Below are 23,141 nucleotides of genomic sequence, written 5' to 3' on the forward strand. Positions count from 1 at the left end.
CGCCGGGAACGGAATCGACCTCAAGGGCCGAACCTGCCAACGTGAGTCACCTGTCGAATACATAAGATGGATCAAATGCGTCGGCCTCGCAAGAAGCCGGTACACGCTCAATGCAGGTCGGACATGTCCGGAGACGATGTCTGCGAACCCGTGCGCTGCAACCTCGGAATGGGATCGAACAGCGAGAATAGCAGCAGCCCGGCGAAGAAGCCGCCGATATGCGCCTGCCATGCAACGCTCGCCCCGTCTGCACCGATCGCAATCGAGCCAACGCCAAAGATGATATTGACGCCGAACCAGACCGCCAGAAATCCGATCACGCGCGGATCGCGCAATGAACGCAACAGCGGAAGCGCCGGCACGCGCGCCGCTTCATCGGCATCGCCGCGGTTGAACGACAGGAAGCTGCCGCGCACGAAGGCAAAACGGATGGCCGCGGCCATGGCGCCGGAGACCGAAGCCGAGGCGCCGATCATCGGGGCGAGCGCGTGTTCATGGGTAACCAGATGCGCAGCGGCGCCAGCCACCGCCGTCACCGCCATGAAGATGAAGAAGCGGACCGCGCCGAAGCGCCGCGCCAGCGCGCTGCCGAACGGCAGCAGCCACAACACATTGAAGCCGATATGGCTGAGATTGGCATGCAACAGGGAGTAAGTGACGAAACTCCAGACCTTGGCGCCATTGCCGCCGGGAAACGGCATGGACAGCAGCGTTTGGTCGTAGCGCTTCGGAATGAAACCGAAGACCTCAATGGTCCAGTATTCCAGATCCACCGGCAGCAGCATGCGGACGATGTGGATCACGGCGAGCAACCCGACATAGGCCGTCAGCGCCGCCGGCAGGGTCAGGATCGGTTCACGCGGAGGAGCGGGGGAATCCAATGTGTCCAAGGGAATAACGGCCTGTCAGCAGCTCTGGCGAGCGATGCCCCAGATAGTCGGCTTTGCCGGTGCGGTGCAAGCTCAGGATCGCCGCAGGACTGCAAACCCGCCTGAAAAGAAAAAGGGAGAGCCTCTGAGAAAGGCTCTCCCGGGTCCGTCTTGATCTTTTCCCGCGGATGGATGTCCCGGTGTGCCGGACAAGCCGACATCCCCACCCCTCCCCGCGTGACGACCAATTCTGTTTTCAGCCACCTGTTTATCGAAGCGCGTCACGAACTGCTGGAGACAGTCCGCTCCGCTCTGGAGTGAGGAGAAGACTACCGGTTATCCCCGCGATGCCAAGCGCATGCTTAATTCAAAGTTAACGACGCGGCGGTGGCCTTGGCCAGAAATCAGACGGTTAATGAGATCCTTAAAATCATAGTAAATTTAACCTTAGCTTCTGATACCCGCCCGAACACGGTGGAAAACGCGCGTTCGGCATGGACGCTGCAATGACTGATCTGCACAACATGTAGCGGCGAGCGATGGATGGATTCGGGACAGAAATGTCCCCGATCCACTGCAAGCCGGGTCAGGGATCAGGCGAATGAAACATCCATCCAGCCGCGCGTTCTTCGCCTATTGGGACGACAAGCGCGGTTTTGCCCGCGCTCCCGATCGGAGTGAGCTGGAACCCGGCCCGGTGCGCGAGTTGCTCGGTGACATCTTCGTGCTGTCCTGTGACCAGCCCGTCGAATTCCCGTTCCGGGTGGCCGGCACAAGAGTTTGTGCCCTGCTCGGCCGCGACCTGAAGAACCAAGCGTTTCCGTTGCTGTTCGCGCCCGAGTGCCGCGATGAGATCCGGGACATGATCACCGTCGTATCCGAGGAACAGCTCGTCGCCGTCGCGGGCGTGACCGCAATGACCGAATTCGGTCAGAAGGCGCATCTGGAACTGCTGTTGCTGCCGTTCGCGGCGCGCGCGCATTCCCCCATCAGCCTGACCGGCCTACTGGCGCCGATGTATGAAGTCCGCGGCCGGCTCGGCGCATTCCAGCTGACCTCGTTCCGCTATCTCGCCCACCAGCCGCAGCGCTTTGCGCCGCGCGCCCTGCGCAAGCTGCAGGCTGCCCGCGGCCTGATGGTCTATGAAGGGCTGCGCTAAACAGCCTTCGATGCGCCTCGCTCACTGTAGGTGTCGCACAGAACATGCACGCCGCCTGGTTGCGCCACATTGGTATTTGCTAACGCGGCATTAACCCTGTGGGCCGTAGGGTCGGTCGAAACTCGACCTGTATGACCGGCACAGCACTGATGGCGTTCGCGCAAACAAAATCGATTCTTCCGTCTGCAGAAGAACGCCGTCGCTTTCAGCGGGTGAAAGTGCACCTGCTTGGCCGCTATATGCTGCCGGATCGCCGCGAGTTTCCGTGTCAGGTCATCAATATGTCGCCCGGCGGCCTCGCGCTGCTCGGTCCCGGCATCGGCAATGTGGGCGACCGCGTCATCGCCTATCTCGACCATATCGGCCGTGTCGAAGGTAAGATAACCCGGATCATCGACAACGGCTTCGCCATGACCGTGGGTGCGACGCCGCGCAAACGGGACAAGCTGGCCGCCCAGCTGACCTGGCTCGCCAACCGCGACATTCTCAATCTGCCGGAAGACCGCCGCCACGACCGTATCGTGCCGCGCAATCCGATGGTGCTCCTCACCCTCGAGGATGGCGTCCAGATGAACGGCCGCATTATCGACCTGTCGCTGTCCGGCGCCGCCATTGCGGCAGAGAAGCGTCCGCCGCTGAACTCGATTGTCATGCTCGGCCGAATCCAGTCCCGTGTGGTCCGCCATCTCGAAGAAGGCTTCGCTCTGGAGTTCTTCCACGAGCAGTTGGCAGAGACGCTCGAAGACAGCGTCAACGCCCGGTAAACGGCCGAACGCCTCCGATCCCGGTTTTCGAATGGCCCGAAGGCCCTATCCGCGTCCGCGGATACCGTTGCGCGTCCTCTGCACTCTATCGCGAGCGGTTAATTTCACGCCGCTTTGCGCACGCAAGTTCCTGAATTGCAGCATTCAAGCCATTAACGCGTAAAATTTGAATCAAATGCAATTAGCTAAAATTTGAATCGAATTCGATTCAAGTATAGTTTGAATTCGCCGCTCCTTTTACTTGTAATCGCTTCAATTGTACTTGAGCGATTTAGCGGCGACGAAAATCCTTTGTGCGAAACATGGTCCCAACAAGAAAACGGGGGCCACAATGTTTGGTAACAAGGGGCGATACTTCGGACTGGCCGTTTTAGCAGTCCTTCTTGGAGTGACTTCGTCGGCACGTGCCGGCAACGAAAAACTCTACGCAAGCCTGGGCGACAGCACGCGCGCACCGATCGGATGGGTCGAATTCTGTTCAGATAATCCCGTCGACTGCCGCAGCGGCGCGACGCAGCCACGCGACATCGTCATCACGCAGACTGCGTGGAAGGATCTGGTGCGGGTCAATCGCTGGGTCAACGAGACCATCAAGCCGATGACCGACATGGATCATTGGGGCGTCATCGAGAAGTGGTCGCTGCCATCAGACGGTTACGGCGACTGCGAGGACTATGTGCTCCTGAAGCGCAAGATGCTGATCGAAGCGGGCTGGCCACGCGAGGCGCTGCTGATCACCGTGGTGCGCGACAAGAAGGGCGACGGTCACGCGGTGCTCACGGTGAAGACGGACAAGGGCGAATACGTTCTGGACAACCAGAATGAGAACGTCCTCGCATGGACCGAGACCGGCTACCGCTTCGTCAAACGCCAGTCACAGAGCGATCCGAATGTGTGGGTCTCGCTCGGCGACAACCGTCCTGCGGTGGCTACGGCCAGCGCGCGGGATCGCTAAACAACACGAATTGGAGACACGCGACCCGGTCACATCCCCACCCCTCCCCGTCCCAGACCGGATCGCGCGCGGCCGAACCTCCCCCAAGGTTCGGCCGCAACTTTTTGGGGTGCTGCTCGCGCAGCTTCCGACAGAAAGTTGCCGAATATGCGCGGAAACAGATGCAGGTTTGGCTGACGAACTACAAAGTGCCTGACTCATCCCGGACTGACGTCCGAGAAACACGAACAGACAAGAAAATCGCCGTGCTAGTCGCGGCGATTTGCGTTTCGGTCGATGGTGCCGTCGGGCCGATAGCCGAAGCGCACAAGTGCAATCGCTGTCAACCGCTTCCCGAACCGACGTTCGAACTCACAGAACATCCAGACGAAAGCCATCACCAGCCCAAAGACGGTGGTGACAAACAGTAGCGTGAGACTGGCAATGTCGAGGGTCATGGTCATCGTTTCGATTTTGCAAAACGCGTACCAGACGATCTAGCCAGCCATGATGTGGCTCCAGCGCAGCTATGCCGGAGCCAATGAGGTAATCAGGTGGCGTCGCTCAAGGCCAATCAGTCACAAACCTCGACACGACGCACCCGATATCCAGCCGGTGTCCATACGCGTTTACGAGTTACATAACATCCGCCTTCGTCATCATAACCGCCATAAGCGTAAGGGTACCCACCGTAATATGCATAGGGGCCGTAGCCGTAGTAGCCGCCATAAAGGCCGGCGCCGGCAAGACCGAGCCCAAAGCCGATACCAGCACCGCGCCATCCGCGACCGAAGCCGCCGCCATGCCAGCCACCGCCACCATGGAATCCACCGCCGTGGAATCCGCCGCCACCGTGCCCGCCGCCACCCCGCGCCGATGCGGCTGTCGGCGCGACCAGCGCGACTGCGGCGAGGGTCACCAGACCAAACACCAATTTGCGTAACATCAACTACACTCCGTCACGGGTCACCTTCAGCGCCGCCCTTCCCAGATAGGTAGCTCTTTCGTTCGTGAACCGCCACGGTGTGACGATCAATAGCCGTCACTTGTTCGCGACTGTCGGTTACGGCGTGTTGCTGAACGCCTGTCGCGCAACGTTGCGCTAGCAACCCTTGCAGATGCTCTTCACCTTGCGATCGACGGCACGATCCTGCGCATCGACCGCTGCATCGCCCGTCGCCGGCTTGCCATCGGGCGACGCCTGTCCGGTCCCGCTCGCGCCTGCCGTGATCCCGGTCGCGGCTCGTCCACCGCTCGCGTTCGCGGTGCCTGCACTATTGGTGCCCGCAGCGCCACCTGTCGCGCCGCCGCCTGCGCCGCCGGATTGAGCGACCGCCGCGGCCGAGGACAACAGGACGGCAGCCGTTGCAGCCGCGATGAGTTTCGAGGAATGCGCCATTGGAAATCTCCTTTGGCGTTCAACGAGACCAGTGGAAACGGGTTCCGCAGCGGGAACGAATTTGGCGCCGGCGGCTTGAATCCCCGACATTGCCGAGGAGAAGCCTGCGTGTCCTGGGACAAGCCGTTTCGCGAACCGATCGAATTGCCCGACGGCAACACGCTGGTGTCGTTACGCGATGCCGGCGCTTACATCACACAGCTTCCGCAATCTGAACACGATGCAGAGGAGTGGCAGACCGCAATGCATTGCCTGATCGAGGCCGCGGACTACGGCGGCCCTGTTAGCTTCGCCCGCCTCGGCATTGCGCAAGCGCTGCATCGCCATCAGGAAAAAGTATTCGACCCGACGCGCAAGCGGTCGCGCTGGCGCAAGCCGGGCCTTGGTTAGCAGATGTCATGCGCAAGCTGATCGACTTCGACGACGAGACCCTCGACAAGCTCATCCAGCTCGGTCGCGACCGTATGGCGACGACGCAAGAACTTGCCGATGAAGCTTTCGCCGACCTCCTGAAGAAGCACGGCGTTCCGATCGACCTCACGGACGCCTTGCGCAAAAGCGCAAAAGCCGCCGGCTCATCATCCGCATCAAGCCGCAAGACTGCGCTGCGCTCCGCCCCGTCACGTCCAGCAAGGAAGAAGGCCCATGCCAAACGATCCACAAAAAGATCCATTTGAGGAAGGCGAGCGTGCCGCCAGCGAGGGCATTCCTGCCGAGGCCAATCCCTATCAGGACGGCACCGAGGAGCATTCGCTATGGAGCGCCGGCCACGAGCGCGTGGCCGGCGAGACCGAAGCCAATGAGTCCGAAGGGACGTGATCGCGCGCAGCGCGATCTAGCCGATCTTCTTGAGACCTTTTTGAAAGCGCGGGCCGTTTGCCGCGTAGAACCGCGCCGCGCTGCTCATCGCCATCACCTGCTCCGGCGACAGCGTGCGAATGACGCGCGCAGGAGATCCGATGATCAGCGAATTCTCGGGAAATTCCTTGCCCTCGGTGATCACCGAGCCGGCGCCCACGATGCTGTTCTTGCCGATCTTCGCGCCGTTCATCACGATCGAGCCCATGCCGATCAGCGCGCCGTCCTCGATCGTGCAGCCGTGCAGGATGACGTTGTGACCGACGGTGCAGTTCTTGCCGATGGTCAGGGGAAAGCCCTTGTCGGTATGGCACGTGCAGTTGTCCTGCACATTGGAGCCTTCACCGATCTCGATCCACTCGTTGTCGCCGCGCAGCACCGCGCCGAACCAGACACTCGCCTGCTCCAGCAAACGAGATCTTGCCGATCACATCGGCCGTGTCGGCGATGAAGTAATTTCCGCTGGCCGGAAGATCCGGTCCCTGCCCGTCGAGTTCGTAGATTGCCATGATTGAAGCGTCTCCTTTGCGGGAGACACTGCCATGGATTCTTGCGCTTAGGCCAGTATGCCCAGCGCTTCCAGCGTCATCACGATGAAGGTGCCCGACATCAGGCTCCAGAGGCCAGCCAGCACTGTCGCGATCATCACGAACTGAACGCGATGCTGCTCGGCCGCGCCGTTGCGCAGGGTATTGCGCATGATGATGAAGGGAGCCGTGAAGACGAGCAGCGGAACGGCTGCGAAGGCTTCAGGGGACGGCCCCTGCTGGAGCAGGCTGAAGCTCGGGGGACGTTTGGCAAAGGCCTGATAGGCGCTTGCAATAGCGCCTGCGAGCGCGAAGCCAATGCATAGCTGGAAGAATGAATTCAACGCATCGGGGGACATCGAAGCTCTTTCACATACAAACACCGCCCTGCATCGCAAAGCGCGAGGCTCCCCGCCAGCATAACGTTAATAAAGGGTTAACGGCGCGGTCGGGAACCGCGTGCGGTGCATGGCTCCCGGATACCGCCTGCGGCGAGGCGCGCGAGGCCGTTAACCATCGGCTGGCATATTCGCGGTTGATTCGCCCACCCGGTACACCGTCCCAGTTCCAATTTAGCGTGCGCATGTCTCTGCTGTTTCCGACCCACCCGACGACGCGGCCGCGGCGCCGCCATCGCCGCCGCAGCCACGTCGTACCGATGCTGGTCGGTGCAGCGCTTGCAGCCCCCGCTATCGCAGTGGTGGCGTATCTGTTGTGGCCGACCTGGCAGAGCCAGAAGCCCGGCGATCCCGACCGCATTCCGGTGAGCGTGGGCGCCACACTGTTCAACGTCCCGACCCATGCGTTTCGCCGCAAGGTGCAGAAACATTCAGGACCGCAGGAACGCGTCGATCTGAGCTATGTCTATCCATCGCTCGAAGCGAGCAACCTGCCGAGGCATGTCAGCGTCGAGAATTTCGACGAGAACGCGCAGCCGATCGATCGCATCTTCGTCTCGATCTCGGCGCATCACGATGCGACCTCGCCGGACACGCGCTTGCGCACGATCTATCCGCGCTATATCGACCGCGCGACATCAAGCGAAGACGGCCTGACCACGCAGCCATTCCGCGACAACTCGCCTTACAGCAATGAAGATCTCTATCTCGGCACGACGCCGGCGCTGGTGGCGCGCTGTACACGCGACGGCGCCACGCCCGGCATGTGCATGAGCGAACGACGCATCGGCGGCGCCGATCTCATCTTTCGCTTTCCACGTAGCTGGCTTGAGCAATGGCGCGATGTCGGTAACGCCATGGATCGACTGACGATGCAGCTCAGCGGGCTGCGCTGATCGCTCGCGGCGTCATTTGCGTTGATCATCGGATGCAATTGTCAAACAGCCACGCTCTCGCAGTCTCGCGGCGCCCATGGCGTCCGAGGTGTGAGCAGTCCCCTCAAACGATGAGGGGTGGCGACGCGCCGTGAGGCGCAAAGGGTGGTTTTATCGCGATCCGCTCCACCGGAACGCCGGCAAGCTGCAACCGCGCAACGCCTCACGGCGCGCCACCGCGGCGATTTCTGTCCCCGGGACCGTTCTTCCGGGCAAAGGCGCAGAGCTCCGCACTCCGCTGATCCCGACGGTTTCCCGCCGTTCACCAATGCCACGTCCAGCCAGCATGAGTGGCAGACCCCCGTAGTGGGGTCGGACGGTGACCCAAGGCCTCCCGAGTGCGCGGGGTACGTCACCCCACACCCGCAGGCGCCGCATCCCTGTTCCACCTCAAGACGCCTCTAGAAGCGCCCCTCGCGAACCGGATAATTCGGATAATAATCCTTATAGGTATATTGTCAATAGAATGCAGGAAAAAATGTTTGGGCGCCGTTTTGCCGCCCCAGCTCGTCATTCCGGGGCGCGGGCGCGCCTTCGCGCACGTGAACCCGGAATCCCGACATGTTCAGCGCAAAACACAACGAGATTCCGGGTTCGCGTCCGGCAAGTGCCGGCCGCGCCCCGGAATGACGAGCAAGGACAAAGCCCCGGAATGACGTTTGAGCAAAACACTCTGAGATTCCCCGCCACCCCAAGCGGAGTTAACGCTCGCGCCGGCCATCACCGCTACGGCACATCTTTGGCCGGCAGGACGGGCACGGGCAGCGGGGCGAATGTGATGGACTGGGAGTCGCCGCGCATGAAAGCGGGGTCCAGCAGACCACCGCCGGATGGATCGCCGCCGGGCTCGCCGCTGGCGAACAACGCGCCCTGTGGACCGCCAGGGGGCAACTCACCCTCGCCGGATCCGAACTGCGCGGCGCGGCCACCTTGCGGATGCCCCGCGGCGATCTCAGTGCGCGCACGCTCGGCCTTGCGCGCCAGCGCGGTGGAGTAAGGCCGCCGATAGGCCCGAGGCACCCCGCTCGGCAGATTGTCGTCGTCGAGGGCCTCGACCCACATGTGGATGGCGCCGGGCTCGCCCTGGGCGATGTTGGGCTCGACGCTGCGCACCCACAACAACTGGAAGTTCGGCGGCAGCGGATCGTCCGCCGACCAACCGAGCAGGCCCTGGGTGCGGAAGAACACCAGCACGTAAAACGCCGAAGTCACCGCCACCGCGCCGGCCTTCACCGGCCACGGCAGCCGCGTCCGCACTACCGCGAGCAACAGCAACAGGCCGAGCAGCGCGTAGCCGAGTGACAGACCGAGAATGCTGGCTTGCAGACTCATCGCTTCATCCAGCCTTGCGCTCCCTGTACCGCTTGTTCAGCATCTGCACGAGCGACGTCTGGTCGTGATTGACCTCGGTAACATTGCCGGCCTTGTCCATGATGAAGCGCACCGCGGTTGTCTCGGCGCCGCCATGATCAACATTGACGGTGTCGTAGTGCACCACCTGTACTTTCGGATTCAGCTTCTCGACCTTGACCGTCACTGGCACTGGCTGTCCGGTCAGCGCCGCGAAATGGTAGATGTTGACGATGTACTCGCCGGCCACGATGCCGCGCACGCTGACGATCTCCTGCCGGATCGGCGAGAGCACCTTCTGGCCGTTGACCATGATGAAATCGTTGAGCCCGCCGCGATCATCGCGGTCGAGTACCATGAAGCCGGTCTCACGGCGCCGGTACCACACAATATTGCCGATCGGGTCCTGCACGAACATGTCGATGTCGTCCGGGTGCTTGTCGGGCCAGCTCACCGTGATCAAAAACTCCAGCTTGGGGTCGACCTTGCCTTCGTCGTCATGGGTCTTGATCGCCAGCAGCGCGATGAAGAACAGGAACGCGATCACCTGCAGCGCCTTGAACAGCATGACGCCAAGCGGATCGAACGACGCTGCAGAAGGTTCGAATTCGAACTCGTCGATCACCTCGCATGCTCCGCTTCACGTTCGAGCAGCGACACGGCGTGGACGTCGATGACGCCGACGGCAAAGGCGAACAGTTTGGCGGTTGCGTCCTCCAGCATGTAATACTGGATGCGAATCAGGATCGAACCGATCAGCCCTGCCAGCGTGGTATACATCGCCACCGCCATGCCCTCGCTCATCAGGTTCATGGAGGCCTTGATGGCGCCCTGATTGCCGGTGTCGAGGCCGGCAATCGGCGCCAGCATCATGATGAAGCCAACTATCGTGCCGATCAGGCCGAGTTTCATCAGCGTGTCGCCGGCAAAGCCGCCGAAGCCGTTAGAGCCGCGCAGATTGCCGGCGAGACGACGCAGCAGCAGCGTCTGGTCGAGCCGTCGCCCGCTTTGCAGCGCGGACTTCACGGCGAGGTCGCGGATATGCGACGCCATCATTCCTTTCGGCAACATGCCCACGCCGTCGATCGCGACACCGTCGCCGGCCACGACGACGCGTTGGCCGCCCTGCGCGAACAGCTGCGCTGCACCCCGCGCCGCATCGGCTTCGCGCGACACCGCGATCAGACGCCACAGACAATGCAGCGACGCACCGAAATAAAGCAGCACGATCACCGACGAGATATAGGTACGATCGACGGCAAGCATCTGCCGCACCAAGCCATAGTGCCAGAGCAGAACCGCGGCGAACAGGCAGAGCCCGGTAAAGATCAACCAGTGCAGCAGCGGCGCGCGATCTGCCGGATCGAGATGATGCCGGCTCACCACTTGTCCCTCCTGCTGGTTGTTTCACCGATCACGATCGGGCGATTGGCTTCAATCTGCCGCCTGTATGACTGAGCCTCCAAGGGCATCGCACCCGTCACATACCGGGCAAATTGCCCAAACGATGCAGAACCGCTTGCCAGACCACGGCGCGTGTCGCTTTAATATCAACGTCTCACCGCGGGGAATGTGATCATGCGCCTGCTGATACATCTCGTCCTTCGTCTCGTTGCCGTGGTACTGCTCTGTCTGGCCTGTACGGTCGGATGGATTCTGGTCGATGCGCACCGCACCATCGAGGCCGACACTGCCGCCTCCGCCGACCGCGCGGCGGCAACCCTGCAGAACCTGTACTGGCGCGAATTGCTGTGGCGCGATGGCACTTACCGCGATGCACTGCTGCCGCTGCCGGACTGGAAATCCATTGCGACCATGAAGGTGATCGCGCCAGGCGTGTGCATTGACTTCCGGCTCGGCAGCGCACCGCCCTTCGACTTGTGCAGCCAGACCGAAGACATCGGCAGCCCGTCGCCGTCATGGTTCGTCAGTCTCTACGGCGCGCTGTTCGGGCCACATGCCACGGAGACGCGGCCGCTTACCGTGCGGCAGCGCGATGCAGGCACCGTGCAAGCCCGTGTCGACCCCGCCACCGCCGTGCGTCAGGCATGGCGGCAGGTGACCGTGATGGTCAGCATCGCCGCGGCGATGGCGCTGGGCATCAGTCTGCTCGCGATCCTCCTGGTCGGCCATGCGCTGATGCCGGCCCGGAGCATCGTACGCGGCCTGCGTCGTCTCGAACATGGTGACCACCGCCATCGCCTGCCCGCTTTCGGCGCCACCGAATTCAGCCATATCGCCCGCGCCGTCAACGATCTCGCCGGCCGTCTCGCGGCCACCACCGCCGAACGCGTCGCACTGACCAAGCGACTGTTTCAGGTACAGGAAGAAGAACGCCGCGCACTGGCGCGCGATCTGCACGACGAGTTCGGCCAGTGCCTCACCGCCACCGCGGCGCTCGCTGCAGCCATCGAGACCGGCGCCACGCCGTCCCGTCCCGATCTGGCCGACGATGCCCGCGCCATCGCCCGCATCACCGGCCAGATGATGACGACGCTGCGCAGCGCGCTGGCGCGGCTGCGCTCACAGGATCTCGAGGAACTGGGATTGCAGGCCAGCCTTGTGCAACTGGTGGCGCAGTGGAATGCCAGCACAACGCGGCGCGCCGTGTTTCATCTCGACGTAACCGGCGATCTCACCGCCGTCCCCGCAGAAGCCGCCGTCAACATCTACCGCATCGCGCAGGAATGCCTGACCAACGCCGCACGCCACGGCCGGCCGCAGCACGTTCATCTCCGCGTCAGCCATGGGGAAGAGGTCCGCGACGCCGTCGCCGTCAGTGTCGAGGATGACGGCGGCGGCGACGCCGCACAGGCCCACACCGCCTCCGGCCACGGCATTCTCGGCATCCGCGAACGCATCGCAGCGCTTGGCGGCAGCCTGTCGATCGCCCCGGCGGCACACGGTATCCGCGTGGCCGCAGTGATTCCGCTGCTGCCACGACAAGCAGCGGCATGACCGCCGTCAGCATCCTGCTGGTCGACGACCATCCGGTCGTGCGCGAAGGTTATCGCCGGCTACTGGAGCGGCAGGTCGGTTTTCGCGTGAGCGCGGAGGCCGAGGATGCCGCTGCGGCCTATCGCGCCTATCAGGCAGAGCGCCCGGACGTGGTGGTGATGGATCTGTCGCTGCCGGGCCCCGGCGGGCTGGAAGCGATCCGGCATATCCGGCAATGGGATCGCACCGCGCGCCTGCTGGTGTTCACCATGCATGCGAGCGCTGCGTTCGCTCTGAAAGCGTTCGAGGCTGGCGCCTGCGGCTACATCACAAAGAGCAGCGCGCCGCACGAACTGGTGCGCGCCATCGCCACCGTCGCCCGCGGCGGCCGTGCATTGAGCGAAGACATCGCGCGCGAAATCGCCAGCGAGCGGCTCGGCAACGAACGGTCGCTGGTGGAAGATCTCGGGCCGCGCGAAACGGAAATCCTGCGGCTGGTGGCGTCAGGCTGGACCACGGAGCAGATCGCGACATCGCTCAATCTGAGCACCAAGACCGTGCAGAATTATCACTACCAGATCAAGTCGAAGATCGGCGCGCGCACCGACGCGCACCTGGTCTGGCTTGCCACCGCCGCCGGCCTGGTCGCGCCGGACAACGCGGCCTAGCGTGAGATGTACAGAGCGCGAAGGCCCGCGCCGGCGCTTGCGCTGATCTCGCCGCCACCAAGCGGGGGCAAGGCGCCTCCTCAGCCGTTGTCGACGAGGTCTTCTTCGAGGATCGCCATCTGGAACTGGAACGAGCGATCATCGTCTTCGTCATCGACGAACAGCACGCCGATGAATTCTTCGCCGATATAGACTTCGGCGGAGTCGTCCTTCTTCGGGCGCGGCACCACGCGAAGCTTCTGATTGCCGAACACGCGCTTGAGATAGGCGTCGAGCTTTCTGACTTCCTGAACGTCCACAGGTGTCTCCAATGCAGTTGATGTCTGTTGAGCTGATGGAGAGAAGCTTTAATGCGAGATGACGGCCACGGCTAGGCCGTTTCTCGAAAAATCACGCCATCCCACAAGTGAACGAAAACGCGTGCAATATCAGCGCTTGCAAATCGCAAGCCCAGAAGCCTCAGCCCCTGAAAATCAGAGCCCGATCGCGTTCAGCATCTGGTTCATGGTGCGCGACGGCTCCGAACAGCCGGCTTCGCCGACGATCTTCGCCGGCACGCCCGCCACGGTGACATTGTGCGGCACAGGCTTGACGACGACGGAGCCCGCGGCAATCCGCGCGCAATGGCCGACTTCGATATTGCCGAGAATCTTGGCGCCGGCGCCGATCAGCACACCGTGACGAATCTTCGGATGGCGGTCCTCGTTTTCCTTGCCGGTGCCGCCGAGCGTGACGCCGTGCAGAATCGAAACATCGTCCTCGATGACCGCAGTTTCACCAACAACGAAGCCCGTCGCGTGATCGAGAAAGATACCGCGGCCGATCTTGGCGGCGGGATTGATGTCGGTCTGAAAAGCGGCCGACGAGCGGCTCTGCAGATACCACGCAAAGTCCTTGCGGCCCTTTTTGTGGAGCCAATGCGCAAGACGATGCGCCTGGATGGCATGGAAGCCCTTGAAGTACAGCAGCGGATCGATGAAGCGCGTGGTGGCGGGATCGCGGTCGAACACGGCGACGAGGTCGGCGCGGAACGCATTGCCAAGATCCGGCTCGTCGCGCAGCGCTTCGTCGAAGGTCTGGCGGATCAGGTCGCCGGACAGCGCCGCATGATCGAGACGCTCCGCAACGCGATGCACCACCGAATCTTCCAGACGGTTGTGATGCAGCACGGTCGAATAGATGAAGGATGCGAGTTCAGGCTCGCGATGGACGATGTCTTCCGCCTCGGAACGGATGCGATCCCAGATCGGATCCAGCGTTGCGAGTTTTGAATTCTGCGGATTGATGCTCTGCACGGCCATGGCGGACTCGCAATTTCCTGAATAGTGCATCGGTTATAGCACAAGAAGCGTCGCTGTCGTGACACGGCTCCTGCCATCGTGAACGGTGGCTTACCCGGCAATCCCCCGCTAACACGTTGAAAGCGCAGACATTCCCGGCACGACCCCACCCCGCCCACAAACCGGGCGTGCATCAGAAGTGGGCGCTCGTGTGATCAAAACAAGGTGCGCCCCTCGCCAATTATCATCACGGGCGGCGGCACAGGAAATCCAGCACGCCTTCCTTGTAAACGCGATCGCCGACCGCCCGCATGTGATCGCGGTTCGGGATATCCAGCACTTCGGAGCCGGCGATGACCTTCTGCAACTCCTGCGCGGAGCCGCTGATCTCGTCGGTCGTTCCCACCGCGATCAGCAGCGGCACCTTGATGGCGGCGGCTTCCTCATTCGTCATCAGCCGGCGCGAGCCGCGCAGACAGGCTGCGAGCGCGCGGCGATCCGAACGGGTCTGATCGGCGAAAGCGCGGAACGTGCGGCCGACGGGGTCGGTGACGTCGTCGAGCGAGTCCGCCTCGAGCGCAAGCGCAACGTTCTCGCCGGGACCGCCGCCCTTGATGAGGCCGATGCCGAGACCGCCGAAGATCGCGCTGCGGATCAATTCGGGATGGCTATAGGCGATATAGGCAGTGATGCGCGCCCCCATCGAATAACCCATCATATCGGTGCGCACGATACCAAGATGCGCGAGCAGCGCGCGCACGTCGGCGGCCATCGCACCGATGCTGTATTGTTCGGAATCGTAGAGCTTGCTGGAATCGCCATGGCCGCGATTGTCGAGCGCGATGACGCGGCGATTGTGCTTCTTCAATTCCGACACCCAGGTCGGATAGACCCAGTTGACGTTCTTGCTCGATGCGAAGCCGTGCACGAGAACGATCGGATCGCCCTCGCCTTCATCGAGATAAGCAATTTCGACAGCGCCGTTGTGAAAGCTCGGCATCCAGAATTCCGTTACGATTGAGATGATGGGTGATTGAGAGAATGAATGGTGGTGATGGGAGGCGCGCAGTTTACCCGCGGACGAGCACCGGCGCCAGTGAGTGGGCCGGCGCCGGATGGCGGAGAGCCATGTCCCTGAGTAATGCGTCCTTGCGTGAGATGTCCTGCAGCAGAGCGTCCTGTCGTACCGCCAGGTCGCGGCGCGCGCGCTTCGCTTTGGAGCGCTGCAGCCACGACCAGGTGATGCGCTCGGTGGTGGCCTTGATCGACACGACAAATCCAAGCAGCGCGAACAATGCCCAGAACACCCACATCGAAAGATTGAAGGCGCCAGCCGCCAGCAGCAGCGCACCGCGCCCAAACATCTTCATGATCGCGCGGGTCTGGCCGCCTTTCACTTCGGCGAGCCGCGCCGCGCGCGCGACGTCCTTCGGGCTCTGGGCGATACGCAGCGTATCGAGCGCGCCGCGCGTGCCGGCCTTCTCGCCGACACGACCGACATCGCCGGCGAGACGGACGATGCCGCCCGCCTTCTCGGTGCGGAACGCCGCCTTCACCGCGGTGATGGTCTGGCCCGGCCGCAGCAGGGAGGCATCGGCCACCGCAGCCCGCAGCATCGGACCATCCACCACGCCGCGCGCCGAGCGCGCCGCCCAGGTGGTAAGCCCCTCGCCGATCCGTCCGACCTTGCGCGCATCCTTCACCAGCGTGAGGCCCGCACGCACCGGCGCGACGCCGCCAACGCTGACATAGGTCGCGGCGGTCACAGCGAGGCCTGCGGCAGCAAGGCCGAGAATGAGATGATCGGTGTCCTCGCCCATCGCCATGTGCTTGCCCTCGCGCACCACGTCGCGGATATCGCCGAACACGAAGAGATCGCCGGCAACGGTGCCGGACAGGCTGCCGACATCGTCGGCATTGCCGGTGACGAAACCGGTCGCAAAGCGGCTGGCGAAATGGGAGGCGGAATTCTCGTCCGCAACCGCCTCGGTCACACGTCTGGCGAGGTCGTCCGGCAGTTGAACATTTCTGGCAGCCGCAACGTCGGCAAAGCTCTTGGCGAGGTCGGCATCCCTGGCCGCAAGGGCCTCCTCGATATTGCGGGCGAGCACCGCGGGATCCTTCCGCAATGCAGAGCTGAGTTGCGCATCGGCCAGAGCAACCGGGTCCTCCTGCGCGGCCAGCACGGCGCCGGCATCGCGGGCATGCGGCAGCAACAGCAGGCCGGCGGTCGCGCAGACCGCTACCCCCGTCAAAGCTGTGTCGAGCCGGAACCACATGGCGGAAAACCCTATCCTTGCACCTCTTTAGAAATGGTGCGTCACATCGTGGACACAACTGCCCCGACGAAAGAAGGGCTATTCGGAGACACCCGAATTGTGTCGAATTTGTACGGATGAATGACCCCTGCGCGGTCTAGGAATCATGGTTCCGGACCAGTATGGTGCGCCGCACTGAATGGCGCGCCGGCTCATACGCCCGCGGCTGTTGCGAGCAAAGGTAGAGAAGATGTCCGACCACGTGGTTCCGCACTTTCACAATGACGCCGGCGTTCCGATCATCGAGATCGGCTCGCAGGAATTCATGTGCGTGGGTGCCAATCCGCCGTTCGATCATCCGCATGTCTTCCTCGACCTTGGCAACGACAACGAGATCATCTGCCCGTATTGCTCGACCCTGTACCGCTTTGCCGCCGATCTCGCTGCCGGCCAGTCGCGTCCGCCGGAATGCGTGGTGAAAGACAAGGTTGCCTGATTTCCGGCCGTGACGGCCCCGCGCACCATCGTCATCGCTGGTGCGGGCATCGGTGGACTGACGGCTGCGCTGGCGCTGGCCGCCCAGGGTTTTCGCGTCCTTATCTGTGAGAAGACCGGACGGCTCGAAGAAGCCGGCGCCGGACTGCAGCTCTCGCCCAATGCGACCCGCATACTGATCGGCCTCGGCCTGCAACCGCGCCTTGCGCCCCATGTCACGACGCCGGCCAGTGTGAGCATCATGACCGCGCGCAGCGGCGGCGAGGTGATCCGTCTGCCGCTCGGCAGCGCCCGCGATCATGCACCCTACTGGCTGGTGCATCGTGCCGATCTGCAATCGGCATTGCTCGGCGCAGTCACCGCGCATCCCGACATTGAACTGCGCCTTGGCTGTCCGGTGGACACATTCCGCGCGCAGCCCGGCGGCATTGCCGTAAATGACGAGTCTGCGCTGGCCTTGATCGGCGCCGATGGCGCATGGTCGACCGTTCGGCGACAGGTATTTCCCGAAACGCGACCGCAATTCTCCGGCCTGATCGCCTGGCGCGGGACGCTGGAAACGAGCCGGCTGGACAGCGACCTGTTCCCCCATGGCGTCCAGCTCTGGATGGGGCCGAAGGCCCATCTCGTCGTCTATCCGGTGTCATCGGGCGAGCGGATCAACATGGTCGCGATCATGCCCGGCGCCGTGATGCAGCCTGGCAGCAGCGATACCGGCGACACCGGCGAGATCAGGCGACATTTTGCAGCGTCGCACTGGCCCGCCAATGCGCGCGCCATGATCGAGAGCGTCGAGAACTGGCGGCGCTGGCCGCTGTTCACGATACAGGACGGCGGCATGTGGCACGAAGGCTCCGTGGCGCTGCTTGGCGACGCCGCCCATGCGATGCTGCCCTTTGCCGCGCAGGGCGCGGGCATGGCCATCGAGGATGCGGCGGTGCTGGCGCAATGCCTTGGCACGGCCGGCCACGATGCAGCAGGGATTGCGCCCGCGCTGGAGCGCTACGCCCAGCTACGCCAGCCGCGCGTCACCCGCGTCCAGCGCACCGCCCGGCAATCCGGCCAGATCTATCATCTGCGCGGGCCCATGGCGCTGGCGCGCGATCTGACGATGCGCGCGCTCGGTGCAGGACGTCTGCAGGCGCGGCAGGACTGGATCTATAACTGGAAGCTTTGAGCCGGACGGCTCAGGAGCGCGCGCCGGCCCGCGGGCGCGGCGCAGCCGACGGCGGCGCGACCGGCGCGCTCGCGACACACTTGCTCTTCTGCCAATTCTCTTCCGCCAGCTTGGCCTGCGCCCGCGTCGAGATGTAGTCGTTGCGATAGGCGAGTTCGCTGACCACCGCGCCGCCCGTGCCGGTCTGGGCCTTGTCGATCAACCCCTGCAACTCGGCCGTCCGCGTCGCCAGCGTTTTGCGCTCGGCCTCGAGCTGCTTGCAGTCGTAGAGGTCGTATCTTGCGGGATCGACGAAGGCGCCCGACACCATGCCGTCCCCCATGCTCGCGCAGCCGCCGAGATATCCGGCCAGGACGAGCAACGACGCCATCGCGGCAGCGCGCGTCGGCAGGCGGGAACGGGGGTGACGGTCGATCATCGGGACTTTCTAGCCGGGCAGGATTGACGTGCGTAAAGCAGCCGCCGGTGGCCGGATTGAGGCCGAAGTTCCCCTGAAGGCTGGTGCGGACGGCGGGAATCGAACCCGCACGACGTTGCCATCGAGGGATTTTAAGTCCCTTGCGTCTACCAGTTCCGCCACGTCCGCGCTGGCACCTACTTAGCCGGTTTTCGCCGCAAGTCGATCCCATATCGGCGGGGCCTCAGAACACGCATACAGCCGCGCTACGCCCCCGCCACCACGATATGCGCCCCTGCACTCTCCATCAGCCTGCGCTGCTCCGCCGAGGCGCCAGCGCCCGTCACCAGCGTCCAGCGCGGCGGCAGCGGCGCCCAGGCGTCCTGTTCGGCGCGGCCGAGCTTGCCGGCGTCGGCGAGCACGATGACCTCCTTGGCCTGCTGCATCATCAGCGACTTCAGGGCGACCTGATCGAGGTCGGCCTCGCACAACCCGCGGCCGCTGACGACACCGTCGGCGCTCATGATGGCGCGGTCGGCCGTGAGCCGGCGCAGTCCCTCGCTGGCCAGCGGCCCCATGGTGCTCATGCTGGTTGAGCGCAGCGCGCCGCCGAGCACCACGAGTTCGATGCTTGGTGCCTTGGCGAGAAACGGCAGCAGCGCGATATTGTTGGTGATGATGCGCAGGCGGCGCTGCAACAGCAGCTTGCCGAAAGCAGCAACTGTCGATCCGGCATCGAGGATCAGCGTGTCACCGTCCTCGATCAGGTCGATCGCGGCGCGCGCGATCGCTTGCTTTTCCTTGCCCTGGACCGCGAAGCGCTGGTCGAGCGTCGTCTCCGCAACATGGCCGGTGAGAATCGCACCGCCATAAGTGCGGCGTACCGCGTTGTTCTTGGAGAGATGCTGCAGGTCGCGCCGCACGGTCGAGCCGGACACGCCAAAGCGCCGCGCGAGATCGTCGACATCGATCTCGCCTGCGTTCAGGGCGTCCAACAGGCGGGCACGACGTTCCTTATTGCGCATCGACATCGAACCTCAGCACTGAATCAGGTGCTTCCATCCTTCGTCATACCCGGCCTTGTGCCGGGTATCCACGCCTTCATCACGCGCCAAGACGTGGATGGCCGGGACAAGCCCGGCCATGACGGAGAATCCTCAAGCCGCCTTGGCGCCCGGCGCGAGATCTACTGCCTGCCGCAAGGCCTCGAGAAGGCTGCGCTCGTCGGCAATGCCCTTGCCGGCGATGTCGAAGGCGGTGCCGTGATCGACCGAGGTGCGGATCACCGGCAGGCCGACCGTGATGTTCACGCCGGATTCCAGGCCCAGCACCTTGATCGGGCCATGGCCCTGATCGTGATACATCGCGACCACCATGTCGTAGTCGCCGCGACCGGCCAGGAAGAACAGCGTGTCGGCCGGCAGCGGGCCGCGGACATCCCAGCCCTTCTTTTGGCAGATTTCGACAGCCGGCGTGATCTTCTCGGCTTCCTCGCCATAGCCGAACAGGCCGTTCTCGCCGGCATGCGGATTGATCGCGCAGACGCCGATCTTCGGATTCTTGATGCCGGCCTTGACCAGCACTTCGTGGCCGCGGGTGATGACGCGTTCGACCAGGCCCGGCTCGATCTTCTTGATGGCGTCGATCAGACCGATATGCGTCGTGACGTGAATGACGCGCAGCTTCGGCGACACCAGCATCATCGACACTTCAGGCGTACCGGTCAGATGCGCGAGCAGTTCGGTATGGCCGGGATATTTGTGACCGGCTGCATGCAGCGCTTCCTTGGACAACGGCGCGGTGCAGATGCCCTGCGCGATGCCGGCCTGCACGATCTCGACGGCCTTCTCGATAAAACGGTAAGCCGCCTCGCCCGCGATCGGCGAGTTCTGGCCGAACGGCAGATCCTCGGGCACGATCTTCAGGTCCACGCACTGCACGTTCCCGGACGTGAAATTTGCCGCCTTTGCGTCGGTCAGTGAGTCAACGCCGATCTTGGCGCCGACGATCTCGCCGGCCTTGCGCAGGCGATTGGCGTCGCCGATCACCAGCGGATTGCACATCGCGAGCATTTCCGGATGGGCGAAGGCTTTCATGATCACTTCGGGGCCGATGCCTGCGGGATCGCCCATGGTGATCGCAATGGTCGGACGGGTCATGTGAAGCTTCCTTGAGTTCGGACGGTGTGAAGACGTTCGCGAATTTTGATCAGGCTGTTCTCGTCGCCGAAGGCGCCGGCCTTGGTGGCGATCGGAACGGACAATGCGCCAAGCGTCAGCCCGAGCGAAACGCCGGGCTCGATCTCGTCGGCCAGACGGATGCCGTTGATACCGAAGCGCGATAGCAGCGTCGCTGCGGTTTCGCCGCCGGTTGCGGCAAAGGCGCCGATGCTGGATGCCACGGGCATGAGTGCATGGGCGAGATTCTGCGCGAGCTGCGGGCCGAGCGACATTTTCGGATTGTCATCCATCACGATCTCGACCAGGACATCGCCGCCTGCGGTCAGTCCTTCGGTCACGCGGGTGGCCAGTGCCGCCTGTCCGGCTTTGTCGCCGAGCAGAACTTCCGGCGTAACCGGCAGATGGGTGACCGTGCCGCTCGCGACGAGCTTGCGCGCTGCGGAGCGCGACGCGCCGGCGAGCGATCCGACGACGATCAGGGTGCCATATGCACTGGGCGGAATTTCCAGCGTCTCGGCAGAGCTGGAATCATCGAGCTCAGCCAGCGCATGCGCGAGGCCTGCGCTGCCGATGAACAGCGCCGCCGGCGAAATCTTCAGACTGGCTTCCGCGATCAAATGCAGGTCGTACTCGGTCTCCGCATCGCAGATCGCAACGACGCTGTCGCCGGATGCGATACGCGCAAGATGCGCCTTGAGATCGCCACCGCGGATGGTTTCGAGCAACACCTTCTCGCTGGGAATACCAGCCGATGCCAATACATCAGCGATGTCGGCATTATCGTAGGTGTGATCGCGCTTCCAGACCTCGGCTTCCTCAAGCGGACGACCATTGACGACGACGCGACCATTGATCGTGGTGCGGTTCGTCGCGGGAAAGGCCGGCGCAAAGATGCCGAAGGCCGAACCCGACTGCGCCTTGAGATGCGCCAGCGCAGCCGCCGTCTCGGACGCCGGCTGGCCGCGCAGCGTGGAGTCGATCTTCTTGAACAGGAGCCGACCCGGCTCCATCAGTTGTTGCAATATCTCGGCGTGCCGACGCGCAGCGGCCTCGGCCGTAAGGCCGCGGCTCGCTGCATCATAGGAGAGAACCGGATGCTGGCGATCCCCGGCACTTGCCCCGGCGCCTGCGATCTCGCCCCAGGTCACGGCAGCCGCAAGGCCCCGGCGACCGAAGGCGATGGCGCAGTCCGCTGCACCGGTGAGATCATCGGCAAGGATCAGCCAGCGTCCCGCCATCTTAGCGCCCAGCCACTGGTGCGGGTGATGCGACGCTTGGCGCAGCAGGCGTCGTCGCCTCCGCTTCCGGCTCGACATCACGGCCGACGATGCCGGCAACCCACGAGGTGAGGATCGGCGTCAGGATCGCCGTCACGACCACGCAGGCCGCGATGAGGATGGTCGCCGGGCCGGCAGCAGCCGCATAGGCCGGATTGGCCGCAGCGACGATCGCAGGGACAGCCGCCGCATTGCCGGCGGTCGACGCCGCAGCAACCCCCGCAACGCCGTTGCCGCCGGTGAGACGATCAACGAAGAACAGCGGGATGCCGGTCACGATGACGACTGCAACGCCCATGCCGACGCCGAGCAGACCCGCCTGCCAGACCTGCGTCAGGTTCAGGCCGGTGCCGAGCGCAAAGGCGAAGAACGGGATCATCACAGGCACGGCCTTGCTGAGGAAGTCGCGCAGTTCGCGATCGAGATTACCAAGGATCATGCCGGCCACCAGCGGCAGGATCGCGCCAACGAGCGCGGGCCACTGGAAAGACGACAGACCGGCAACGCCGAGCGTCACCATGGTGAGGAACGGACCGCTTTCCAGCGTCATGATGCTGTAGGCACCGACGTCGCGCGGACGGCCATACTGGCCCATCAGCGCCATGTAGAGGCCGCCATTGGTGTCGTTCATGGCGGCGACGATCGCCAGCGTCGACACGCCTGCGAAGATGCCGGCGGTGACCGGCGCTTCACCGAGGAAGCGGCCGAAGATCAGGCCCAAGATAATTGCGGTGCCGACCTTCACGATCATCAGGGCGCCGCCCTTCTTCACGATGTAAGGCGTCGCCTTGAAGTCGATGCTCGCGCCCATGCACACATAGAACACGGCGAGGATGCTGAGGGCGCCGCCGGAGAACAGCGCGCCGGTGAAGGAGCCGAAGAATTTCGGGGTGTTGGGGGCAAAGGTCGCGAACAGCGCGCCGATCAGCAGCGGCACCGTCATCATGCCGCCCGGCACCTTCTCAATCGCCCGCTTAATTGGAATCTGCATGGTCTATTTCCTTCCCGCGTCCCGCGCGTCACTGATTATTCTGCGCAATTTCCGTCAGGAGCCCCTGCGCACATCGCCAAATATGCGCAAATTGCGCAGCCATCAAACACTTTTTGCGCAAATTGCGCAATTTCTAAAAATTAGTTAAATGACCAAGGTATGTCCGTAAGCCATCCAAAGCGGGCGTTTCGCTGACCGGAACGTCGAGCGTTGCCATGCGCGGGATCAAACGCAAACAGGCGGCAACGGATGAACCGTTGCCGCCTGTTTGACCTTCAGATCAGGACG

General features: G+C 63.4%; 28 protein-coding genes, 1 tRNA gene and 1 pseudogene. 10 read left to right on the top strand and 20 right to left on the bottom strand.

The features are described from left to right. Positions 1-107: 107 nt before the first annotated feature. On the bottom strand, positions 108-881 hold the full coding sequence (locus RSO67_RS06430) for a rhomboid family intramembrane serine protease (RefSeq protein ID WP_315842815.1): 774 nt from the start codon (positions 879-881) through the stop codon (positions 108-110). 589 nt (positions 882-1,470) lie between these two features. Between RSO67_RS06430 and RSO67_RS06435 the strand changes: the two genes are divergently transcribed. From RSO67_RS06435 to RSO67_RS06445, 3 genes are all read left to right on the top strand, one after another. Next, a complete protein-coding gene (locus RSO67_RS06435; protein ID WP_315842816.1) occupies positions 1,471-2,028 on the top strand; it encodes a PAS domain-containing protein in 558 nt (185 codons plus the stop codon). A 149-nt stretch (positions 2,029-2,177) separates the two neighbouring features. Next, positions 2,178-2,792, top strand: a complete 615-nt coding sequence (locus tag RSO67_RS06440; RefSeq protein ID WP_093762168.1) for a PilZ domain-containing protein — start codon at positions 2,178-2,180, stop codon at positions 2,790-2,792. A gap of 331 nt (positions 2,793-3,123) precedes the next feature. Further along, entirely contained in the window at positions 3,124-3,747 is a 624-nt protein-coding gene (locus RSO67_RS06445) for a transglutaminase-like cysteine peptidase (RefSeq protein ID WP_315842818.1), read from the top strand. A 248-nt stretch (positions 3,748-3,995) separates the two neighbouring features. Here RSO67_RS06445 and RSO67_RS06450 read toward each other — a convergent pair whose 3' ends face one another. The 3 genes from RSO67_RS06450 to RSO67_RS06460 all read right to left on the bottom strand — a co-directional run bounded on the left by RSO67_RS06450 (position 3,996) and on the right by RSO67_RS06460 (position 5,125). Beyond that, positions 3,996-4,190, bottom strand: coding sequence for a hypothetical protein (locus tag RSO67_RS06450; RefSeq protein ID WP_315842819.1), 195 nt, complete (start codon positions 4,188-4,190; stop codon positions 3,996-3,998). 110 nt (positions 4,191-4,300) lie between these two features. Next, positions 4,301-4,672, bottom strand: a complete 372-nt coding sequence (locus RSO67_RS06455) for a hypothetical protein (protein ID WP_315842820.1) — start codon at positions 4,670-4,672, stop codon at positions 4,301-4,303. Between the two features lie 156 nt (positions 4,673-4,828). Further along, positions 4,829-5,125 (bottom strand): hypothetical protein, encoded by a 297-nt coding sequence (locus RSO67_RS06460; protein ID WP_315842821.1) that lies wholly within the window; start codon positions 5,123-5,125, stop codon positions 4,829-4,831. A gap of 12 nt (positions 5,126-5,137) precedes the next feature. Between RSO67_RS06460 and RSO67_RS06465 the strand changes: the two genes are divergently transcribed. Beyond that, the gene (locus RSO67_RS06465; RefSeq protein ID WP_315842822.1) at positions 5,138-5,515 is read left to right on the top strand and encodes a hypothetical protein; all 378 of its coding nucleotides are present in this window, start codon (positions 5,138-5,140) and stop codon (positions 5,513-5,515) included. Here the strand turns inward: RSO67_RS06465 and RSO67_RS30435 are convergent. Beyond that, a complete protein-coding gene (locus tag RSO67_RS30435; protein WP_410001812.1) occupies positions 5,512-5,646 on the bottom strand; it encodes a hypothetical protein in 135 nt (44 codons plus the stop codon). The genes RSO67_RS06465 and RSO67_RS30435 overlap by 4 nt on opposite strands. Before the next feature lie 124 nt (positions 5,647-5,770). Between RSO67_RS30435 and RSO67_RS06475 the strand changes: the two genes are divergently transcribed. Further along, on the top strand, positions 5,771-5,944 hold the full coding sequence (locus RSO67_RS06475; RefSeq protein WP_170849843.1) for a hypothetical protein: 174 nt from the start codon (positions 5,771-5,773) through the stop codon (positions 5,942-5,944). Between the two features lie 16 nt (positions 5,945-5,960). On the opposite strand, the pseudogene RSO67_RS06480 reads toward RSO67_RS06475, so the two are convergent. Both RSO67_RS06480 and RSO67_RS06485 read right to left on the bottom strand, forming a co-directional pair. Continuing rightward, a pseudogene (locus tag RSO67_RS06480) lies at positions 5,961-6,492 on the bottom strand (gamma carbonic anhydrase family protein). A gap of 47 nt (positions 6,493-6,539) precedes the next feature. Continuing rightward, positions 6,540-6,869: a DUF6949 family protein gene (locus RSO67_RS06485; RefSeq protein WP_068731897.1), complete on the bottom strand. Its 330-nt coding sequence runs from the start codon at positions 6,867-6,869 to the stop codon at positions 6,540-6,542. A gap of 224 nt (positions 6,870-7,093) precedes the next feature. Between RSO67_RS06485 and RSO67_RS06490 the strand changes: the two genes are divergently transcribed. Then, a complete protein-coding gene (locus tag RSO67_RS06490) occupies positions 7,094-7,804 on the top strand; it encodes a hypothetical protein (RefSeq protein WP_315842824.1) in 711 nt (236 codons plus the stop codon). A gap of 765 nt (positions 7,805-8,569) precedes the next feature. On the opposite strand, the gene RSO67_RS06495 is transcribed toward RSO67_RS06490, so the two are convergent. The 3 genes from RSO67_RS06495 to RSO67_RS06505 are packed head-to-tail and all read right to left on the bottom strand — an operon-like array spanning position 8,570 to position 10,576. Next, entirely contained in the window at positions 8,570-9,175 is a 606-nt protein-coding gene (locus RSO67_RS06495) for a hypothetical protein (RefSeq protein WP_315842825.1), read from the bottom strand. Between the two features lie 4 nt (positions 9,176-9,179). After that, positions 9,180-9,818 carry a hypothetical protein gene (locus tag RSO67_RS06500; RefSeq protein WP_410001813.1) on the bottom strand — a complete coding sequence of 213 codons (639 nt, stop codon included), beginning with the start codon at positions 9,816-9,818 and terminating at the stop codon, positions 9,180-9,182. After that, the gene (locus RSO67_RS06505) at positions 9,815-10,576 is read right to left on the bottom strand and encodes a MotA/TolQ/ExbB proton channel family protein (protein ID WP_315842826.1); all 762 of its coding nucleotides are present in this window, start codon (positions 10,574-10,576) and stop codon (positions 9,815-9,817) included. The genes RSO67_RS06500 and RSO67_RS06505 overlap by 4 nt, the downstream gene beginning before the upstream one ends. Positions 10,577-10,771: 195 nt before the next feature. Here RSO67_RS06505 and RSO67_RS06510 point away from each other — a divergent pair, with 195 nt between their 5' ends. Further along, positions 10,772-12,151: a sensor histidine kinase gene (locus RSO67_RS06510; protein ID WP_315842827.1), complete on the top strand. Its 1,380-nt coding sequence runs from the start codon at positions 10,772-10,774 to the stop codon at positions 12,149-12,151. Further along, on the top strand, positions 12,148-12,798 hold the full coding sequence (locus RSO67_RS06515) for a response regulator transcription factor (protein ID WP_068736182.1): 651 nt from the start codon (positions 12,148-12,150) through the stop codon (positions 12,796-12,798). Before RSO67_RS06510 ends, RSO67_RS06515 begins: the two co-directional genes overlap by 4 nt. Before the next feature lie 80 nt (positions 12,799-12,878). Here RSO67_RS06515 and RSO67_RS06520 read toward each other — a convergent pair whose 3' ends face one another. The 4 genes from RSO67_RS06520 to RSO67_RS06535 all read right to left on the bottom strand — a co-directional run bounded on the left by RSO67_RS06520 (position 12,879) and on the right by RSO67_RS06535 (position 16,357). Next, complete coding sequence (locus RSO67_RS06520) at positions 12,879-13,097, bottom strand: DUF3126 family protein (protein WP_068736180.1); 219 nt, start codon at positions 13,095-13,097, stop codon at positions 12,879-12,881. A 174-nt stretch (positions 13,098-13,271) separates the two neighbouring features. Then, positions 13,272-14,099 (bottom strand): serine O-acetyltransferase, encoded by an 828-nt coding sequence (gene cysE, locus RSO67_RS06525; RefSeq protein WP_068736178.1) that lies wholly within the window; start codon positions 14,097-14,099, stop codon positions 13,272-13,274. A gap of 226 nt (positions 14,100-14,325) precedes the next feature. Further along, complete coding sequence (locus RSO67_RS06530) at positions 14,326-15,078, bottom strand: alpha/beta hydrolase (protein WP_315842828.1); 753 nt, start codon at positions 15,076-15,078, stop codon at positions 14,326-14,328. A gap of 70 nt (positions 15,079-15,148) precedes the next feature. Then, positions 15,149-16,357, bottom strand: coding sequence for a hypothetical protein (locus RSO67_RS06535; RefSeq protein ID WP_315842829.1), 1,209 nt, complete (start codon positions 16,355-16,357; stop codon positions 15,149-15,151). A gap of 229 nt (positions 16,358-16,586) precedes the next feature. On the opposite strand from RSO67_RS06535, the gene RSO67_RS06540 reads away from it, so the two are divergent. Both RSO67_RS06540 and RSO67_RS06545 read left to right on the top strand, forming a co-directional pair. Then, entirely contained in the window at positions 16,587-16,832 is a 246-nt protein-coding gene (locus RSO67_RS06540) for a zinc-finger domain-containing protein (RefSeq protein ID WP_092146933.1), read from the top strand. A gap of 9 nt (positions 16,833-16,841) precedes the next feature. Then, the gene (locus RSO67_RS06545; protein ID WP_315842830.1) at positions 16,842-18,008 is read left to right on the top strand and encodes an FAD-dependent monooxygenase; all 1,167 of its coding nucleotides are present in this window, start codon (positions 16,842-16,844) and stop codon (positions 18,006-18,008) included. Positions 18,009-18,018: 10 nt separating this feature from the next. Here the strand turns inward: RSO67_RS06545 and RSO67_RS06550 are convergent, their stop codons facing one another. The 6 genes from RSO67_RS06550 to RSO67_RS06575 all read right to left on the bottom strand — a co-directional run bounded on the left by RSO67_RS06550 (position 18,019) and on the right by RSO67_RS06575 (position 22,853). After that, on the bottom strand, positions 18,019-18,426 hold the full coding sequence (locus RSO67_RS06550; protein ID WP_410001814.1) for a twin-arginine translocation pathway signal: 408 nt from the start codon (positions 18,424-18,426) through the stop codon (positions 18,019-18,021). A gap of 81 nt (positions 18,427-18,507) precedes the next feature. Continuing rightward, positions 18,508-18,594: transfer RNA gene (locus RSO67_RS06555), tRNA-Leu, on the bottom strand. Positions 18,595-18,671: 77 nt separating this feature from the next. Continuing rightward, on the bottom strand, positions 18,672-19,436 hold the full coding sequence (locus RSO67_RS06560) for a DeoR/GlpR family DNA-binding transcription regulator (protein ID WP_315842831.1): 765 nt from the start codon (positions 19,434-19,436) through the stop codon (positions 18,672-18,674). A gap of 126 nt (positions 19,437-19,562) precedes the next feature. Beyond that, positions 19,563-20,564: a 4-hydroxythreonine-4-phosphate dehydrogenase PdxA gene (gene pdxA / locus RSO67_RS06565; protein ID WP_315842832.1), complete on the bottom strand. Its 1,002-nt coding sequence runs from the start codon at positions 20,562-20,564 to the stop codon at positions 19,563-19,565. Then, complete coding sequence (locus RSO67_RS06570; protein WP_315842833.1) at positions 20,561-21,823, bottom strand: four-carbon acid sugar kinase family protein; 1,263 nt, start codon at positions 21,821-21,823, stop codon at positions 20,561-20,563. The genes pdxA and RSO67_RS06570 overlap by 4 nt, the downstream gene beginning before the upstream one ends. Position 21,824: 1 nt before the next feature. Further along, positions 21,825-22,853 (bottom strand): 2-keto-3-deoxygluconate permease, encoded by a 1,029-nt coding sequence (locus RSO67_RS06575; protein ID WP_089264931.1) that lies wholly within the window; start codon positions 22,851-22,853, stop codon positions 21,825-21,827. Positions 22,854-23,141 lie beyond the last annotated feature (288 nt).

It is taken from the genome of Tardiphaga sp. 709 (genome assembly GCF_032401055.1).
In the GTDB taxonomy this organism is placed as follows: Bacteria; Pseudomonadota; Alphaproteobacteria; order Rhizobiales; family Xanthobacteraceae; genus Tardiphaga.

Bases quoted from the DNA above. Each gene is read 5' to 3' on its own strand.
- RSO67_RS06570 (WP_315842833.1), bottom strand. From the start codon at position 21,823: ATGGCGGGACGCTGGCTGATCCTTGCCGATGATCTCACCGGTGCAGCG.
- RSO67_RS06475 (WP_170849843.1), top strand. From the start codon at position 5,771: ATGCCAAACGATCCACAAAAAGATCCATTTGAGGAAGGCGAGCGTGCC.
- RSO67_RS06575 (WP_089264931.1), bottom strand. From the start codon at position 22,853: ATGCAGATTCCAATTAAGCGGGCGATTGAGAAGGTGCCGGGCGGCATG.
- RSO67_RS06435 (WP_315842816.1), top strand. From the start codon at position 1,471: ATGAAACATCCATCCAGCCGCGCGTTCTTCGCCTATTGGGACGACAAG.
- RSO67_RS06550 (WP_410001814.1), bottom strand. From the start codon at position 18,426: ATGATCGACCGTCACCCCCGTTCCCGCCTGCCGACGCGCGCTGCCGCG.
- RSO67_RS06510 (WP_315842827.1), top strand. From the start codon at position 10,772: ATGCGCCTGCTGATACATCTCGTCCTTCGTCTCGTTGCCGTGGTACTG.
- RSO67_RS06485 (WP_068731897.1), bottom strand. From the start codon at position 6,869: ATGTCCCCCGATGCGTTGAATTCATTCTTCCAGCTATGCATTGGCTTC.
- RSO67_RS06490 (WP_315842824.1), top strand. From the start codon at position 7,094: ATGTCTCTGCTGTTTCCGACCCACCCGACGACGCGGCCGCGGCGCCGC.
- RSO67_RS06440 (WP_093762168.1), top strand. From the start codon at position 2,178: ATGGCGTTCGCGCAAACAAAATCGATTCTTCCGTCTGCAGAAGAACGC.
- RSO67_RS06560 (WP_315842831.1), bottom strand. From the start codon at position 19,436: ATGTCGATGCGCAATAAGGAACGTCGTGCCCGCCTGTTGGACGCCCTG.
- RSO67_RS06540 (WP_092146933.1), top strand. From the start codon at position 16,587: ATGTCCGACCACGTGGTTCCGCACTTTCACAATGACGCCGGCGTTCCG.
- pdxA (WP_315842832.1), bottom strand. From the start codon at position 20,564: ATGACCCGTCCGACCATTGCGATCACCATGGGCGATCCCGCAGGCATC.
- RSO67_RS06530 (WP_315842828.1), bottom strand. From the start codon at position 15,078: ATGCCGAGCTTTCACAACGGCGCTGTCGAAATTGCTTATCTCGATGAA.
- cysE (WP_068736178.1), bottom strand. From the start codon at position 14,099: ATGGCCGTGCAGAGCATCAATCCGCAGAATTCAAAACTCGCAACGCTG.
- RSO67_RS06455 (WP_315842820.1), bottom strand. From the start codon at position 4,672: ATGTTACGCAAATTGGTGTTTGGTCTGGTGACCCTCGCCGCAGTCGCG.
- RSO67_RS06460 (WP_315842821.1), bottom strand. From the start codon at position 5,125: ATGGCGCATTCCTCGAAACTCATCGCGGCTGCAACGGCTGCCGTCCTG.
- RSO67_RS06450 (WP_315842819.1), bottom strand. From the start codon at position 4,190: ATGACCATGACCCTCGACATTGCCAGTCTCACGCTACTGTTTGTCACC.
- RSO67_RS06495 (WP_315842825.1), bottom strand. From the start codon at position 9,175: ATGAGTCTGCAAGCCAGCATTCTCGGTCTGTCACTCGGCTACGCGCTG.
- RSO67_RS06445 (WP_315842818.1), top strand. From the start codon at position 3,124: ATGTTTGGTAACAAGGGGCGATACTTCGGACTGGCCGTTTTAGCAGTC.
- RSO67_RS06515 (WP_068736182.1), top strand. From the start codon at position 12,148: ATGACCGCCGTCAGCATCCTGCTGGTCGACGACCATCCGGTCGTGCGC.
- RSO67_RS06535 (WP_315842829.1), bottom strand. From the start codon at position 16,357: ATGTGGTTCCGGCTCGACACAGCTTTGACGGGGGTAGCGGTCTGCGCG.